Below are 15,349 nucleotides of genomic sequence, written 5' to 3'. Positions count from 1 at the left end.
GTTACCGCTCTGTACCGAAAAAATTACACCTCAAACACCGGCGGACAAAATTGCTTTCCGTCGCGTCACAGTTTCCTTTTCGTCGTTAATGATGCAGCTTTATAACATATTGTTAACAACTGGATGTAACAGTACGTTAGGAGACGAACATGACTGCCCACGTTCATGCGCAAACGAATCAACCCGAAGATAGCCATAACCACAACCATAACCAGGTGCCGCTGAGCGCTCATCACGCATTGGCAAATCCGCTCGGCACCGACGGGTTTGAATTTGTTGAGTATACCGCTGCCGATTCGGTCGGGATTGAGCAGCTGAAAGCCCTGTTTTCTGCGCTGGGTTTTGCCGAAATCGCCAAGCATCGCTCGAAACGGGCCTGGTTGTACCGCCAGGGCGACATCAATTTCATCGTCAATGCTCAGCCGCGTAGTCAGGCGGAGGCGTTTGCCAAAGTGCACGGTCCGTCGGTATGCGGTATGGCATTTCGGGTCAAAGATGCCGGCCAGGCACTTGAGCATGCGTTACAAAATGGTGGCCAGGAATATAAAACCGAGATAGGCCCGATGGAGCTCAGTATTCCGGCCATTTATGGCATCGGTGAGAGCCTGCTCTATTTTGTTGACCGTTATGGTGACCGCAGTATTTATGATGTCGATTTCCAGTTTTATCCCGATGCCAAAATTCGTCTGGTGAATGCCAACGTCGGCCTGCTCGAGATTGATCATCTAACCCATAACGTTAAACAGGGCCACATGGATACCTGGGCTGGCTTCTATGAGCGTATCGGTAACTTTCGCGAAATCCGCTATTTTGATATCGAAGGCAAACTAACCGGCCTGGTCAGTCGCGCCATGACCGCGCCGTGCGGCAAGATTCGGATTCCGATTAATGAGTCTTCGGATGACAAATCGCAGATCGAGGAGTTTATCCGCGAATACAACGGCGAAGGGATCCAGCACATCGCGCTGAGCAGCGATGATATTTACCACACGGTACGCATGTTGCGCGAGCGGGGGATGGACTTTATGCCGACCCCGGATACCTATTATGAAAAAGTTGATGAGCGGGTGGCTGGGCACGGTGAAGATCTGGAACAGCTTAAAGCGCTGCGCATCCTGATTGACGGCGCGCCGATGAAAGACGGCATTCTGCTGCAGATTTTTACTCAAACCGTTATCGGGCCGGTGTTCTTTGAAATCATCCAGCGTAAAGGGAATGAAGGTTTTGGCGAAGGGAATTTCAAGGCACTGTTTGAGTCGATCGAAGAAGATCAAATTCGTCGCGGGGTACTTGATGATGCATAAATGGATCACCTTTCCGCACCGGGAAGGCACCTGTTCTAAACAGGCGCATGCCGATTTTCCCGATGATGCGATTTATGAGCGTGAAGCGGGACGCAGCGGTTTCTTTGGGCCGGCGGCCCATTTTCATCATCAACATGCACCCACCGGCTGGAGCGAGTGGCAAGGCGAGTTACGCCCGCGCGCGTTTAATTTTAACCAGGTTGCGCAGGCGTCTCAGCTCTGTCCGTGGTTTGTGCCGCATCTGCTGCACAACCATGATGTGAAGATTCGGGTGTGGAAACTCGCTCAGGCGATGCCGGGTCTGGTTCGTAATGCGGACGGGGATGAGCTGCTGTTTGTCCATCAGGGCCAAGCTGAACTGTTTTGCGATTATGGTCACCTCACGATTCGTGAAGGGGATTATGTGATGATCCCGCGCTCAACCAACTGGCGTCTGGAGCCGACTCAGCCGCTGTTTTTACTCATGATTGAAAACAGCGATGCGGCCTATTCACTGCCGGAAAAAGGCATTGTCGGTAATCATGCCGTGTTTGACCCGGCGGTACTGGACGTCCCGGCGATTGATGAGGCGTTTAAAGCGCAGTACAGCGAAACGACGACCCAGGTGCAGGTCAAACGCCATGAACAGGTCAGTGTCATCACTTATCCGTTTAATCCGCTGGATGCGGTTGGCTGGCATGGTGATTTGGCGGTGGTGCGCCTCAACTGGCGCGATATCCGGCCGCTGATGTCGCATCGTTACCATTTACCGCCATCGGCGCATACCACTTTTGTCGGTGACGGATTTGTGGTGTGTACCTTTGTGCCGCGTCCGATTGAAAGTGATCCGGGCGCGCTTAAAGTGCCGTTCTATCACAATAATGATGACTATGACGAGGTGCTGTTTTATCACGCCGGAGACTTTTTCAGCCGCGACAATATTGAAGCCGGTATGGTGACGTTTCACCCGGCCGGTTTCACTCATGGCCCGCATCCGAAAGCCTTTCAGGCCGGGCGTGAGCATAAAAAAACCTTTACCGATGAAGTGGCTGTGATGATTGATGCCCGCCACGCACTGCAGTTTAGCCAGGCGGCACAGCAGGTGGAAAACCCGGATTACGTCTACAGTTGGAAGCAGGCAGCAGAATAGGAGTCTTCATGAAACTCGCGACATTAAAAAATCATACCCGTGATGGCATGTTGGTGGTGGTCAGCCGTGATTTGAACCATTGTGTTGCTGTTTGTGAGGTGGCGGCAACGTTGCAACAGGCGCTGGATAACTGGTCGCAATGTCAGCCATTGCTGGAGGCAGTTTATGTTGAGCTGAATGCGCTGCTGGGCGACATGCCAGGCGTGATGCCGTTTGATCAAACCCGGTGCGAATCTCCTTTGCCGCGTGCCTATCAGTGGGCAGACGGCTCTGCATACGTTAACCATGTTGAACTGGTGCGCAAGGCGCGTGGCGCTGAAATGCCGCCCAGTTTCTGGAGCGACCCACTGATGTATCAGGGCGGATCCGATGCGTTTTTAGGCCCGCGGGATGAAATTCGTATGGCCAGCGAAGAGTGGGGCATTGATTTTGAAGGTGAGGTCGCCATCATTACCGGTGATGTGGCGATGGGTACGCCGCCGCAACAGGCGGCAGATTCGATACGTCTGCTGATGCTGGTCAATGATGTGTCGCTGCGCAGTTTGATTCCGGCAGAGCTGGGTAAAGGCTTTGGCTTTTTCCAGTCCAAACCTTCGTCGGCCTTTTCACCGGTCGCGATTACGCCCGATGAGCTCGGCCCGGACTGGGATGGCGGTAAAGTAACGCTGCCGCTGCTCACTCAATACAACAATGAAGCGTTCGGCTGCCCTAATGCCGGAGTGGATATGACGTTTGAATTTCCACAGCTGATTGCTCATGCCGCCAAAACCCGGCCGCTCAGTGCCGGTACGATCATCGGCTCCGGTACAGTTTCCAACAAACAGGGCACGGACTACGGAACGGCGATTGCGGAAGGTGGCGTGGGTTACTCCTGCATCGCTGAAGTCCGTATGATCGAGACCATTCGTGATGGTGAACCTTCTACCTCATTTATGCGCTTTGGCGACAAAGTGATGATACGGATGGAGAGCCGCAACGGCGACGATTTGTTTGGCACCATAGAGCAACGTGTGGTGCGTTATGTACCGGAAGGTGACTATACCGAAGGGGACCTATGATGACTAATATCACCTTATATGGTTACTGGCGCTCTTCGGCGGCCTATCGGGTGCGTATCGTGCTGAACCTGAAAGGGCTGAACTATCAGATGTCGCCGGTTCACCTGGTCAGAAATGGCGGTGAGCAGCACAGCGATGCTTTTCATCAGCTCAATCCGAGTGAGTTGGTGCCGGTGCTGACGGACGGCGACATTACCCTGTCACAATCGCTGGCGATCATCGAATACCTTGACGATGTCTACCCGCAGATGCCGATGATTCCGGCTGCAGGGCACGATAAATATCAGGTCTTATCCCTGGCGCAGGATATCGCCTCTGATATCCATCCTCTTAACAATCTGCGTGTTTTGCAGTATCTGCGTCAGCATCTTACGGTCAGTGAAGAGCAGAAAGATGCCTGGTATCGGCACTGGATTCAGGTCGGGTTTACCGCCTTTGAGCAGAAACTGCTGCGCCGCAGCGGCCAGTATTGTGTCGGTGATACTTTGTCACTGGCGGACGTATGTCTGGTGCCGCAAGTGTATAACGCGGAGCGTTTTCATGTGCCGATGCAGGAATATCCGCAAATTCAGCGCATTACCGAGCGGTTGCGGCGCATTCCCGGATTTGCGCGCGCCGCACCGGAGCAGCAACCAGACAGCGAATAATTGCCTGCTAAAGATTGTCGCCGGCGCGCAGTTGGATTAACGTAAGCCTATCAGTCTGGTTGAGTAATTGTATGTCTCTTGAACAACTTATTGCGGATTACGGCTACATAGCGATTGCGGTCGGGACTTTCTTTGAAGGGGAAACGGTACTGGTGCTGGGCGGGTTTGCCGCGCACCGAAGTTATCTGGAATTACCCTGGGTTATTGTATGTGCGTTCTGCGGCAGTTTGCTGGGAGACCAGCTCTATTATTATATTGGCCGCTATAAAGGCAAACAGGCGCTGATGAAAAGGCCGCACTGGCAAGCGAAATCTCAGCGGGTACTCGATCTGCTGGATAAACATCAGGTGCTTTTGATCCTGGGTTTCCGATTTCTGTATGGTTTGCGCAGCGTTACCCCGTTTCTGGTTGGCGCCAGTTCAGTTAAACCGACCCGTTTTCTGTTGTTTAACATCATCGGTGCCGCGATTTGGGCTTGTGTGGTCGGTGTCTTGGGCTATCTGTTCGGCAATACGATTGAAGTGATTCTTGGCGATATCAAACATTATGAACTGCAGGCCTTCGGCGCAATCGTTCTGGTTGGGATGCTGGCCTGGTTGTATCGCCATCGGATCAGGCGACGTAAAGCCTCTCAAAGTGAGGCCTCAGCTGCAACGCGGGATCGTCATCAGCCCTGAAACTCGCCGCTATCCGGCGGCAGCCGGGTAGGTGAACAGCACTAAATGGGTCAGATTAAACAGGAAATGAAAGCCAATCGCTATCCATAGCCGATGGCTGAAATAATACGCCAGGCCATAACCTGTTCCGGCCAGTGCAGCAAATAGCACCAGCATTGCGCCTCCGGCCATATGTGCGAGGCCAAACAAGGCTCCGGCTAGCACAATTCCGCCGGCAGAGCCGAATATCTTAATCAGCCAATGCTGGATTACACCACGAAACAGCGCTTCTTCCACCACACAGGTGATGAGTAAATTGTTGAGGACAAATAGCCACAGCCAGTCCGGCACACTCCATTCCGGTTGGACGGCTCCAACCGCCCAGGCGAGCGGCAGCAGAGCCAGCAGGCCAGGCAGGATAAGCCAGGTAACTGGCCGGATACGCTGATGATGGTCGCCAAGTAATCCGGACTGTGCCAGCCAGAGGGCAAAAAACACCAAAGGTTTATCCAGATTGAGATAGAGGGTGAACGGCAGGCTGTCTGGTCCGGTGTGTACTTTGTCCAGCACCAGTATGTTGTTAAAGCCGGGTACCGAGTGCAGCAGCAATGCTGTACACCACAGCAGCAGGAATACCCAGGCGAGCTTTTTCACATCACGGTTAAAGCGCGGCAGCAGAAAAGCGCCTCCCAAACCTACGGCACTGTAGACTAAGGCCTGCAAGGTTATTTGTCCGCTCACTAGCGCGCTCAGCAAGGTGACGAGCATTAATCCCAGGCTGACTGGTCGCAAGGTGCGGTAGTAGAAACTCATTAAGGCGGCAATAATGGCAAGACCGAATAAGGCCCAGATCCATAAATGGCTGACTTGAATCCATTCCATGCGCGATATGTCTCCGCTGGCTATTGGTCGTAAAGATCAGTGGTTGAATGAATATTGACTTCGTCTGTTGTTATTTTGAACCGTCGTTTTAAATAGTTCTTTTCCCCTTTGTGAATAGGAGTACTATAAGAGCCAGTCACAACAAACAAAGGAATAGATTTGTGTTTATTGGTCATTTGTCACAACTTGAGTTTACCCAGTCACTGTCACCAGCGCTCAAACAATGGATTCAACGGGTGGCTGAGCGTCTGCAATCGCCGATAGAAGACGGCCGCTACGAACTTGAGGGTGATGCCGCGTTTTTCTTTGTTACCCATGACCACACCCAATTGCGTGATGAGCGCATCGCTGAATGCCACCGCCGTTATCTCGACGTGCAAATTCTGTTGCAAGGCAAAGAAACATTCGGTTACGGCGTCACTCCGTTTGATGGATTAGATGACGATCGTCTGGAACAAAGGGATATTGCGTTCAGTAAACAGCAGAGCAAGGAGCGTTTTGTCGACGTGGAAGCCGGCGACTTTGTGATCTTTTATCCCGGCCAGCCTCATCGTCCGCTGATTGCCACCGATGATCAGCCGATGCCGATCCGCAAAGTGGTCATCAAAGTGGACAAAGCTTTGTTCTTTTGAGCTAAGCCCCGCTGCACAATTGTCGGGGCTGACCAGATTAGCGCGCCGGGTGTAAGAAGCGGGCAGGCCAGTCACTAAAGATGGCATCGACCTGGTCAAGATAACTAAACTTAGTCGCATCGTTTACGGTGTAACACCAGATCTGGTAACCCTGCTGGCGTAAATAATCAATGTGTGCCTGATTTACCCAGCGGTAATTGAGGTTGGCACTGAATGCTGCCACTTCTTGTAACAGGGCTTTGTCTTTGGCAGACAGCCTTTCGGTCAGCACCCCGAGACGGTAGCCGGGGCAGTGCTGATGCAACTCGCGAATGATATCGTGACTGAAACTGGATAGTAAGAGCTGCTCTGCGGGCATTGGGCTGCTATCGAGTTGCCGTTTTAACTGTGCAGCGACTTCGCTTGCGTCGTGGCGATCAACCTTAACCTCAATATTTAACCCTAGCTGATAGGCATGGGCCAGTTCCAGCAATTCGGCCAGCGTCATGATTGGTTCGCCCTGAAATTCGGAGGAGAACCAACTGCCAAAATCAAACTGACGTAATTCAGCCAGTGTGTACGCATCAATCCGGCCTTTGCCGTTGCTGCAGCGGTTAATGGTATGGTCGTGACAGACCACCAGCACATTATCTTTGGTTGGCTGCACATCGATTTCGACCCAGTCCAGTTTCAGGTCGATGGCAGCCTGTACGCTGACCCGGGTGTTTTCCGGGTAACTTCCGGCCACGCCGCGGTGGCCTACAATGATTGGCATTCTCTTTCTTCCTTCATATCCAAAATCCGCTGTTTGCAGCATAGCGCTGCTGCGCGTGTTTGTCTGCAACAGATTCTTGATAAGCCATTGGCTGAAAAAAGAAAAAATATGGCGCTATTCCCTTATGTGCAAAGTGAAACTTAACCGTACCGGCACTACACTCACTACAACAACTCGCATCTGATTCAGCAACCACTGACATATTTAGTGACAGACGTGAGAAGCAGCTGGCTTCACAAAGAGTGCACTAGTTTGGCGCATTTGTTTGTTGTGATGAACTATCAAGGCGCAATAGCGTAGATAAATTGGCCATATAATGCTTATTTTGCGACATATTATTGGTATGGAGTTTGCAGTTAACGTTATTAAAGCGGTTAGCGAGATGAACGTACTTAACGCAACTAAAGTGATTAACGCAAGCAACGTGTTTAACGCAAGCAAAGTGATTAACGCAACTAAAGTACTTCACAAAATTAAAATGAGTCACGTGTTCGTTGTATCAAGGACAGCAAAATGAAAATAGGTGTGATTGGAGCCGGCGCCGTCGGCGTGGGAATTTGTAACTATCTGCTGACGCTTGGCAGTGTCAGCGAACTGGTGCTGCTTGACCGTGATGTGTCACGTGCCGAGGGGGAAGTGTTCGACTTTCGCCACACAGCAGCGCTGACGTTTTCGAAAAATACCCGTATTATTCCGACTGATGATTATCTGGAACTGGTGGGCGCAGATATTGTGGTGATTACTGCCGGCGCTCAGATTCAGCAGGATCAGTCACGCATGGACCTGGCGGAAGTCAACAGCAAGATTGGCGTGGATATCGCCAAGAAAATAGAGCGCGTCGCTCCACGAGCGATACTTATCATAGTGACCAACCCGTGTGACATTGTCACGCATAGTATTGTCGCCAATACCGGTTACAGTCCGCAGCAGGTCATTTCTGCCGGTTGTGTTGTCGATACCGCCCGCCTGATGACCATAGTGGCACAGCGGGTTAATCTTGATCCTAAAAATGTATTTGGTTATGTGCTGGGGGAGCACGGCAGTCACTGTTTTACCCCCAAAAGCCTGATCAGCATTGCGGGGCAGAACGCGGACTATTACTGCGATGCCAATCGCCTTGAGCGCATCGATGCCGATGAACTGCTTGAGTCAGTAAAACGCGCCGGCTATGAAATATTTAAACGTAAAAATAATACTACGCACGGCATTGCCGCCAGTGTGTTCCGGATTATTCAGGCCATTACCATCAACGAGCATTCGGTGTTGCCGGTCGGTACTTTGCTGCGCGGAGAATACGGTTTGAATGATGTGGTCTTGAGTTTACCTGCGGTGGTCGGCCGAAATGGAGTAGAAAAAATCCTGATTCATCCGTTTACTGATGATGAGATGCAGACGCTTAATACGATTGCCAATAACCTGCGTGAGTGCATGATTAAAGTCGCTAAAAACACCGGGCTGAGTTATTAGCCCTAGGTTTATAAGTTTGATACAACATGAGAACGGACGGGCAATCCCGTCCGTTTTATTACCTGTACAGGACGATATAGCCTGTACATTCCGATATAAGCGGCTCAGTCAAATGCGGTTATTTTCCTTCCTGACTGGGAAAGATAAGCTTCGAGGTATCAAATCCGGCGCTCTTGGCCACGCCGATCGCGCGTTGCAATTCATCATCGCCAATCGTCGGGGTGCGTGACAATAACCATAAGTAATCGGTATCCGGACCGCTGACTAATGCCAGTGAATAGTCATCTTTCAAATCAAACACGATGTAACTGCCATAAAAAGGTCCGAAAAACGAGACTTTAAGATAACCGACATCATCGGACTGGACGAATTTCGCTTTGCCTTCCGCCTGTTGCCAGGCTTGCTCTTCTTGGTTCCAGCCGCGGTTAATGACTTTCACAGTTCCGTCGTCGTTAAGAGAATAGGTCGCACTGATATTCGATAAGCCACGTTCAAAACTATGGTCCAGACGGGCGATTTCATACCAGGTGCCCAGATAACGGGATAGATCAAACCCTTTGACCGGCGTGACCTTGTCCGGCATACCGGTACAGGCTCCGAGTAAAACACTCGCCAATAATACGCAGGCAAACTTCAATAATTTCATTATCTTGTCCTTTTTAGTTATGCAACAAAACGTGTACGGTGAAAATTCTAACAGCGATCAGTCCGTGGCGTAAGATTGATGTCCGAAAGAAAACGTATTCAATTGGAAAAAAGCCAGTTGAAAATGAGAGTGGTTATCACTAAGATGTGGGCATTCTCTCGCGGTAAATGATTACGATGATGAACCTTTTAAAACCTAGCTTAGTACTGCTTTCAGCGGCGACCATGCTTCCAGCTTATGCCAATTCTCTGGACGACGCGAAAGCCATTCAGAACAAAACCAACTCAGCGTCTGCTGCCAGTCAACGTCAAGTCGATAAAAGCTCTGCTGCTGCGCTGCAACTGCAATCAGAAATCGAACAGTTAAACGAAGAGGTGAAAAACCTGGTCGTTTATCGTGACCACTTGTCCTCACTGGTGACCAGTCAGGAAGGTGAGATTACCAGCCTGCAAGAGCAGATCGTTGATATCAACGAGACGCGCCAGGGTATCGTGCCTCTGATGTATAAAATGATTGATGGTTTGGAAAACAATCTGAGTGAGGATAAGCCGATTCGTCTGTCAGCACGCGAAGATCGCATCGAGAAGCTTAAAGCGCTGATGCCGCGTGCAGATGTCAGCGATGCAGAAAAATATCGTCGCATTCTTGAAGCGTACCAGATTGAAATGGATTACGGTTCGAAACTGGGGACTTATCAGGACAAGATTGAACTCGCTCAGGATGACAGCGTTGAAGCGGACATTCTTTATCTGGGCCGCGTGGCGTTGATTGCGCGTAATCTTAACGCGACTAAATACTGGTCTTGGAACCAAGAGCAACACAGCTGGCAGGAGCTGGATGATGGCGTGAAGATGGACGTAGATACTGCGTTTGATCTGGCTGATCAACAAATCGCACCCACCTTGCTGAATCTACCGATTTCACTGACTCAAGCGGAGACGAAATAAATGATGTTAAAAAAACTTGTCTCAGTGATGGGGCTTAGCCTGGCGTTAACCGCGACTTCCACTTATGCGGCGGGCGAACTGACCCAGCAAGCTCAGGCCGAAAACCGCACTCAGCAAGCGCATAATGTGCAGCGCGAAGCCGAGTTTCGTAAAACCGAACAAGAGCTGCGAGCTGAAAAAGCCGCGTTAGTTAAAAAACGTGACGCGCTGCAGGCTGAAGCGGACAAACTGTCCGACCAGTTCAGCAAAAATGAAAACAGTCTGGCGCGTCTGGAAGAAAAGCTGCGTCTGGAAACCGGTAGTTTAGGTGAGATCTTTGGTGTGGTTCGTCAGAACGCCAAAGAGATCCAATCGGAACTTGAAACGTCAGTCACCGGTGTAGACCGTCAGCAATATGCAGGTGTGATTGATGCTATCGTCGCGGCCAAATCACTGCCTTCGATGAAGCAACTGGTTGGTCTGTGGCAAGCCATGGATGAGCAGATCAAGGCGAGCGGCGAGATCAGCACCAACCCGATCAACTTCATCGATGGTGAAGGACGTACTCAATCCGTTTCAGCGACCCGTATTGGCTCACTGGGCCTGGTTACAGAACAAGGTTATGTTGACTGGAACAACGGCCGCAAAGATGCGATCGCTTACCAGAAACAACCGGACAATGCTCCGACTCAGGATTCATTGCAGGCAGTAAAAGACGGCAACACCGAATCTGTGGTGCTGGATCCGTCGCGCGGTACTCTGCTTGAGCAACTGGCGCATGCGCCAACGCTGGGTGATCGCCTGGCGGCCGGTGGCGTGATTGGTCAAATCATTCTGGTACTGCTGGCGGTTGGTTTGATTATCGGTCTGTATCGGGGTGTTTCTCTGGCGATCGCTCGTCAGAAAATTCAGGCGCAACTGAAAACGCCTTCTCAACCGGGTAACAACCCGCTGGGTCGTATTCTGTCGGTTTACCAGAAAGAGCAGAACCGCAGTGTTGAAGCGCTGGAACTGCGCTTGCTGGAAGCGGTTGTCGATGAGCAGACTGGCCTGGAAAAGGGTTTATCGATGCTGAAACTGCTGGCTGCACTGGCGCCGATGCTGGGCCTGTTAGGTACAGTGACCGGTATGATTGAAACTTTCCAGGTGATCACTCAGTTCGGTAACGGCGATCCTAAAGTTATGGCGGGCGGTATCTCGATGGCACTGGTGACCACAGTTCTGGGTCTGATTTCAGCGATGCCGCTGCTGCTGGCACACAATGTACTGAGCACTCAGGCAGAAAACATCCGTAATATTCTTGAGAAGCAGGGCATCGGCCTGGTTGCGGAAGAAGCGGAACGCGAATGCAGCCAGAACAAGGCTGGTCAAGTGGTCGGCAACGCAGCGTAGGGAAGTATCATGAACCAAGCAGACGGGTTATTTTCAATACACAACCTCTTTCTGCCGTTGTCTGAGTTTATGGCTCAGGGCGGAACCGTGCTTTGGTGGCTGGCTGCAGTAGTGGCACTTTGTTGGCTTTTGGTGGTGGAGCGGGTTATTTTCCTGGTCTTCACCTATCCGAAACAGCGTCAGGTTTGGATCGAGAAATGGCACGCGCGTCAGGACCATAACTCCTGGCACGCCCGTGCCATTCGTGAAGGCTGGATTGGTCAGGCTCATATCAGTCTGACCCAGAACCTGAATGTGATCAAAGTGCTGGTTGCTATCTGTCCGATGTTGGGATTGCTGGGTACAGTTACCGGTATGATTTCAGTATTTGATGTGATGGCGACCCAAGGCAGCAGTAATCCGAAATTAATGGCCTCAGGTATCTCTCTGGCAACTCTGCCGACCATGGCAGGAATGGTTGCCGCACTGGCCGGTATGTTTGTGCATGCGCGTCTTGCCAAAACCTGTCGCCTGTTTGAAATTAAGTTAGAAAAATCGCTAAGGAGCCAGCAATGAGACTTGGCCGACGTCAGTCAAAACAAGAAGAGGCACAAATCGACCTCACATCCATGTTGGATATTGTTTTCATCATGCTGATCTTCTTTATTGTCACCAGCTCATTCGTACGTGAATCCGGTGTGGAAGTGAATCGTCCTTCAGCATCCAATGTGGTGGCACAAAAAGACGCGGGCATTTTTGTCGCGATCACTTCTGCCAACGACATTTATATCGACAAACGTCAGGTTGATGTGGAACGTGTTGAAGCCGCTCTGGAGCATTTGCTGCTGGAGCAGCCGGATGCGTCACTGGTTATTCAGGCGGACGAACATGCTTATAACGGTACCGTGGTTAAAGTGATGGATGCGGCGAAAGGGGCCGGCGTGAAGAATATTGCATTGGCAGCGGAGCAACGCTGATGATGCGGTTACTGTTAGCTATGCCATTTGCTGCGGGAATTGCAGTGGCCTTGTTTGCCTTTATGGCCTGGATGGTGAATAACGATGGTATGCGGGCACCCAAGCAAGGCGAACCACTCAGTTTTAATATGGTGATGGTTGAGCAGCAGCAGGATGTGCAGCGTCGTCAACGCAGTGTACCTGAGCAACCGAAAGCGCCACAAAAGCCGCAGGAAGCGCCGGTATCACAGCAGCAGACCGCTGCCACCAACTCAGTATCACCAACCAGTGTGCCGTCGTTGGGACTGGATACCGCAATTAACGGTATTAATATCAACGCGCCGACATTTGGTGATTTCGGCGTCAATCAGCAAGCTGTACCGCTGTATCGTGTTGAACCAAATTATCCTTCGCGTGCTTTGAAACGCGGTGCTGAAGGGTATGTGGTATTGCGCTTTACCATTGATGAAACCGGTCGCCCGACCGATATCGAACTGGTGGAGGCGAATCCAAAACGTATGTTTGAGCGGGAAGCCATACGCGCATTGAGAAACTGGAAATACCAACCCAAACTTGATGGAGGGAAAGCAGTGACTCAGCCAGGCCAAACGGTAAAATTGGAGTTTAAGTTAGCCAAATGATGAAACGATTAATCGTCTGCTTACTGCTGATGAGCTCGGCATCGTGGAGCGTTGCGGCAGAATTAAGCCAGTATGCCGCCAACAAAGCCATGAAGGCCAATCAGCTGGCACAAAATGACAAGCTTAGTGAAGCAATCCGTACGCTTAAGGATGCGGAAGTATCGCGCGCGTATGATAAAGCCTACCTGGCTCGCATGCTGGGTGTGTTCTACTGGCAAAACGAGCAGTTACAGCCTGCGCTAAAATCACTGCAACAGGCGGTGAGCAGCGGTGAGCTGGCGGATGATCAAGCCTGGACAACCCGTAAAATGCTGGCCGATCTGCTGTTGGTCGATCACCAGTATGCTAAGGCGCTTCCTCATTACTATCAACTGGTCAAAGCGGTACCGAAAGATCAGAATGGGTATGAACTGTGGCTGCGTATCGGCCAGATTCATTATCAGTCTGAGCAGTGGCAGAAGTCGCTGGACGCTATCGCGCAATATGAGAAATTCCATCGCCCGGATGAAGTGACCCCACTGTCAGTTAAGTTAGGGGCGCAACTGCAACTGGAGCGCTGGAAACCTGCGATTCCAACCATTAAGCGCCTGCTGGCTCTCGAGCCGGAAAAAAGCAACTGGTGGCTACAGTTAGTCAGTCTTGAGCTGCGTACAGGTCAGAAACGTGATGCGCTGAGCAGTCTGGGGCTGGCGAAACTGCAGGGTATTGATTTGAGTCAGCAGGATTTGCGTCTGCTTGCCCAGTTGTACGCTCAAAACGGCGTGCCTGAGCGTGCGGCACAAGTCCTTGAAATGCTCGATGATGCGGACAGCGACATCCAGCTGATCACTGAACGTGCTTTCTACTGGCAACGCGCTAAAGAGTGGGACCAGGCGATTTCAACCTGGACGCTGGCTGCGCGTTTTAATCAGAAATATCACTGGAATGTGGCGCAGCTGCTCAACCAGCAAGGTCAGTACCGTGAAGCTCTGGTTGAACTGGATAAAGTCAAAGAGAAAGATCGTCAGTCGCAGGTTGCACTGGCAAGAACCCGCGCTCTGTACAAGCTCAACCAGCTTGAAGATGCGTTGATTCAGGCCAAAAAGGCCAATAATATTGACCCGTCCAAAGAAGCGGAGGGCTGGATTAAATACTTGTCTCAATTAAGAAAGATTCAAGACCAGCGCACATCGTAAAACCCAAATGATGAAGAAGACCTCCTCTGCGAGGTCTTCTTTTTACCTGCTTGTCCGGCCCGGAAATAGCGGTCATTGGATACCCTCACTGCTATGATAATCATTTGCAACTGAGAATGATTATACGTATCCTTACGATAAAAGAGTCAACAATCAAAAAGACAATAACGTGACCCCGGCAACCGAACAGCAATCTCACTCTCAGCAGCTTCCTGAAGCAAACGTTAATCCTGAGGCAAGCGCCTTCTCTGAGGCAAATGTCATCCTGGATGAAAACGTAAGCCTGCAAGCGTTTGAATCTCTGTTTCACTATGCGCAGCAATTCACCCCGTACCTGCATGGCCAGGTTTCTGCTGTGGATACCCAGCGCGATGCGATAGTACCCGGACAGGATAACAGTGCCGTGATGGCAGCGATTTTTGACGAAATCAGTCAGGCAACGCCGGCGGCGGGTCAGGCGTTCTGGCTGACCCGAACCTGGGGCCTGCTGTGCTGGCAACCGATATTTTTGTCGTTTATTGCCATCTACAGCGCGAAAAAACTACCCAATATGACCCGTATCGCTCAGTACCGCCAACCGTTGTTTGTCGCTGGGTTCAGTTTTGAACCGCATGCGTGGCAAAGCGGGCGTCGGGCAAATCTGATTCGCCAGGCGGCAACGCAGCTCAACCACCTGTTTGAACAGTACAGGCTTGATCTCAACGAAAGCGTCCGTATTCGTCCCGGCTTCACCCAGCATCTTTTGGCTGATTCACTGCTTAATTGCCTGATCAGGCTGCAGCAAATCCGGCCGGCTTACACCAATCAGGATATCGTCGCCCAAGCCCGACTGTGGCTGGAGGCGTTTGGTTTACCGGATAAGCACCTCAGCAGCCTCAAACTGGATGAAGACTCAGGTAAGGTCAAACTGGTTCGCACCAGTTGTTGTCTGGTATACAAATGCGAGGGGCGGGCGTTGTGTGGCGATTGTCCGCGTCTGGACACCAACAAACACTGTACACCGCTCGACATTACTCTGGTGGATTAATCAAACCTTCTGAGTCATGTTCGTCGGTTTGTATATAAGCCACCTATCTGATTAATAACTAAAACCCATTTGGCGTTA

Annotated in this window: 17 protein-coding genes; 14 read left to right on the top strand and 3 right to left on the bottom strand. The window is 51.1% G+C overall.

Annotated features, from left to right (window positions below; all coding sequences use genetic code 11):
- Positions 1–149 precede the first annotated feature (149 nt).
- The 5 genes from hppD to J0X00_RS19770 all read left to right on the top strand — a co-directional run bounded on the left by hppD (position 150) and on the right by J0X00_RS19770 (position 4,815).
- Positions 150–1,304 carry a 4-hydroxyphenylpyruvate dioxygenase gene (hppD, locus tag J0X00_RS19790; protein WP_282477552.1) on the top strand — a complete coding sequence of 385 codons (1,155 nt, stop codon included), beginning with the start codon at positions 150–152 and terminating at the stop codon, positions 1,302–1,304.
- Positions 1,297–2,433: a homogentisate 1,2-dioxygenase gene (locus tag J0X00_RS19785; protein WP_136486649.1), complete on the top strand. Its 1,137-nt coding sequence runs from the start codon at positions 1,297–1,299 to the stop codon at positions 2,431–2,433. Before hppD ends, J0X00_RS19785 begins: the two co-directional genes overlap by 8 nt.
- 8 nt (positions 2,434–2,441) lie before the next feature.
- Positions 2,442–3,491 (top strand): fumarylacetoacetate hydrolase family protein, encoded by a 1,050-nt coding sequence (locus tag J0X00_RS19780; RefSeq protein ID WP_282477551.1) that lies wholly within the window; start codon positions 2,442–2,444, stop codon positions 3,489–3,491.
- Complete coding sequence (gene maiA / locus J0X00_RS19775) at positions 3,491–4,138, top strand: maleylacetoacetate isomerase (RefSeq protein WP_282478330.1); 648 nt, start codon at positions 3,491–3,493, stop codon at positions 4,136–4,138. The genes J0X00_RS19780 and maiA overlap by 1 nt, the downstream gene beginning before the upstream one ends.
- A 71-nt stretch (positions 4,139–4,209) precedes the next feature.
- Positions 4,210–4,815: a DedA family protein gene (locus tag J0X00_RS19770; RefSeq protein WP_282477550.1), complete on the top strand. Its 606-nt coding sequence runs from the start codon at positions 4,210–4,212 to the stop codon at positions 4,813–4,815.
- Positions 4,816–4,824: 9 nt separating this feature from the next.
- On the opposite strand, the gene J0X00_RS19765 is transcribed toward J0X00_RS19770, so the two are convergent.
- Positions 4,825–5,676 carry a CPBP family intramembrane glutamic endopeptidase gene (locus tag J0X00_RS19765; protein WP_282477549.1) on the bottom strand — a complete coding sequence of 284 codons (852 nt, stop codon included), beginning with the start codon at positions 5,674–5,676 and terminating at the stop codon, positions 4,825–4,827.
- 161 nt (positions 5,677–5,837) lie between these two features.
- Between J0X00_RS19765 and J0X00_RS19760 the strand changes: the two genes are divergently transcribed.
- The gene (locus J0X00_RS19760; RefSeq protein ID WP_282477548.1) at positions 5,838–6,308 is read left to right on the top strand and encodes a YhcH/YjgK/YiaL family protein; all 471 of its coding nucleotides are present in this window, start codon (positions 5,838–5,840) and stop codon (positions 6,306–6,308) included.
- A gap of 37 nt (positions 6,309–6,345) precedes the next feature.
- On the opposite strand, the gene J0X00_RS19755 is transcribed toward J0X00_RS19760, so the two are convergent.
- Positions 6,346–7,062 (bottom strand): glycerophosphoryl diester phosphodiesterase, encoded by a 717-nt coding sequence (locus J0X00_RS19755; RefSeq protein WP_282477547.1) that lies wholly within the window; start codon positions 7,060–7,062, stop codon positions 6,346–6,348.
- A gap of 513 nt (positions 7,063–7,575) precedes the next feature.
- Between J0X00_RS19755 and J0X00_RS19750 the strand changes: the two genes are divergently transcribed.
- Positions 7,576–8,529, top strand: coding sequence for an L-lactate dehydrogenase (locus tag J0X00_RS19750; RefSeq protein WP_136486352.1), 954 nt, complete (start codon positions 7,576–7,578; stop codon positions 8,527–8,529).
- A 118-nt stretch (positions 8,530–8,647) separates the two neighbouring features.
- On the opposite strand, the gene J0X00_RS19745 is transcribed toward J0X00_RS19750, so the two are convergent.
- Positions 8,648–9,166 carry a lipocalin family protein gene (locus J0X00_RS19745; protein ID WP_276605446.1) on the bottom strand — a complete coding sequence of 173 codons (519 nt, stop codon included), beginning with the start codon at positions 9,164–9,166 and terminating at the stop codon, positions 8,648–8,650.
- A gap of 188 nt (positions 9,167–9,354) precedes the next feature.
- On the opposite strand from J0X00_RS19745, the gene J0X00_RS19740 reads away from it, so the two are divergent.
- From J0X00_RS19740 to J0X00_RS19710, 7 genes are all read left to right on the top strand, one after another.
- Positions 9,355–10,122: a DUF3450 domain-containing protein gene (locus J0X00_RS19740; RefSeq protein ID WP_282478329.1), complete on the top strand. Its 768-nt coding sequence runs from the start codon at positions 9,355–9,357 to the stop codon at positions 10,120–10,122.
- Positions 10,123–11,493 carry a MotA/TolQ/ExbB proton channel family protein gene (locus J0X00_RS19735; RefSeq protein ID WP_218563077.1) on the top strand — a complete coding sequence of 457 codons (1,371 nt, stop codon included), beginning with the start codon at positions 10,123–10,125 and terminating at the stop codon, positions 11,491–11,493. It abuts the gene before it with no gap.
- Between the two features lie 9 nt (positions 11,494–11,502).
- Positions 11,503–12,048, top strand: a complete 546-nt coding sequence (locus tag J0X00_RS19730; RefSeq protein WP_136486360.1) for a MotA/TolQ/ExbB proton channel family protein — start codon at positions 11,503–11,505, stop codon at positions 12,046–12,048.
- Positions 12,045–12,449, top strand: coding sequence for a biopolymer transporter ExbD (locus J0X00_RS19725; protein ID WP_136486363.1), 405 nt, complete (start codon positions 12,045–12,047; stop codon positions 12,447–12,449). The genes J0X00_RS19730 and J0X00_RS19725 overlap by 4 nt, the downstream gene beginning before the upstream one ends.
- Positions 12,449–13,069: an energy transducer TonB gene (locus J0X00_RS19720; protein WP_218563078.1), complete on the top strand. Its 621-nt coding sequence runs from the start codon at positions 12,449–12,451 to the stop codon at positions 13,067–13,069. The genes J0X00_RS19725 and J0X00_RS19720 overlap by 1 nt, the downstream gene beginning before the upstream one ends.
- On the top strand, positions 13,069–14,244 hold the full coding sequence (locus J0X00_RS19715) for a tetratricopeptide repeat protein (protein WP_282478328.1): 1,176 nt from the start codon (positions 13,069–13,071) through the stop codon (positions 14,242–14,244). The genes J0X00_RS19720 and J0X00_RS19715 overlap by 1 nt, the downstream gene beginning before the upstream one ends.
- 169 nt (positions 14,245–14,413) lie before the next feature.
- Positions 14,414–15,271 (top strand): siderophore ferric iron reductase, encoded by an 858-nt coding sequence (locus J0X00_RS19710; RefSeq protein WP_282477546.1) that lies wholly within the window; start codon positions 14,414–14,416, stop codon positions 15,269–15,271.
- The last annotated feature ends 78 nt before the right edge of the window (positions 15,272–15,349 follow it).

This window comes from Vibrio sp. ABG19 (genome assembly GCF_029962385.1).
Lineage (GTDB): Bacteria > Pseudomonadota > Gammaproteobacteria > Enterobacterales > Vibrionaceae > Vibrio > Vibrio ostreae.
Note: the sequence above shows the minus strand (reverse complement) of the source record. Positions and strands in the feature narration are given on the sequence as shown.

Bases quoted from the DNA above. Each gene is read 5' to 3' on its own strand.
- hppD (WP_282477552.1), top strand. From the start codon at position 150: ATGACTGCCCACGTTCATGCGCAAACGAATCAACCCGAAGATAGCCAT.
- J0X00_RS19785 (WP_136486649.1), top strand. From the start codon at position 1,297: ATGCATAAATGGATCACCTTTCCGCACCGGGAAGGCACCTGTTCTAAA.
- J0X00_RS19780 (WP_282477551.1), top strand. From the start codon at position 2,442: ATGAAACTCGCGACATTAAAAAATCATACCCGTGATGGCATGTTGGTG.
- maiA (WP_282478330.1), top strand. From the start codon at position 3,491: ATGACTAATATCACCTTATATGGTTACTGGCGCTCTTCGGCGGCCTAT.
- J0X00_RS19770 (WP_282477550.1), top strand. From the start codon at position 4,210: ATGTCTCTTGAACAACTTATTGCGGATTACGGCTACATAGCGATTGCG.
- J0X00_RS19765 (WP_282477549.1), bottom strand. From the start codon at position 5,676: ATGGAATGGATTCAAGTCAGCCATTTATGGATCTGGGCCTTATTCGGT.
- J0X00_RS19755 (WP_282477547.1), bottom strand. From the start codon at position 7,062: ATGCCAATCATTGTAGGCCACCGCGGCGTGGCCGGAAGTTACCCGGAA.
- J0X00_RS19750 (WP_136486352.1), top strand. From the start codon at position 7,576: ATGAAAATAGGTGTGATTGGAGCCGGCGCCGTCGGCGTGGGAATTTGT.
- J0X00_RS19740 (WP_282478329.1), top strand. From the start codon at position 9,355: ATGAACCTTTTAAAACCTAGCTTAGTACTGCTTTCAGCGGCGACCATG.
- J0X00_RS19735 (WP_218563077.1), top strand. From the start codon at position 10,123: ATGATGTTAAAAAAACTTGTCTCAGTGATGGGGCTTAGCCTGGCGTTA.
- J0X00_RS19730 (WP_136486360.1), top strand. From the start codon at position 11,503: ATGAACCAAGCAGACGGGTTATTTTCAATACACAACCTCTTTCTGCCG.
- J0X00_RS19725 (WP_136486363.1), top strand. From the start codon at position 12,045: ATGAGACTTGGCCGACGTCAGTCAAAACAAGAAGAGGCACAAATCGAC.
- J0X00_RS19720 (WP_218563078.1), top strand. From the start codon at position 12,449: ATGATGCGGTTACTGTTAGCTATGCCATTTGCTGCGGGAATTGCAGTG.
- J0X00_RS19715 (WP_282478328.1), top strand. From the start codon at position 13,069: ATGAAACGATTAATCGTCTGCTTACTGCTGATGAGCTCGGCATCGTGG.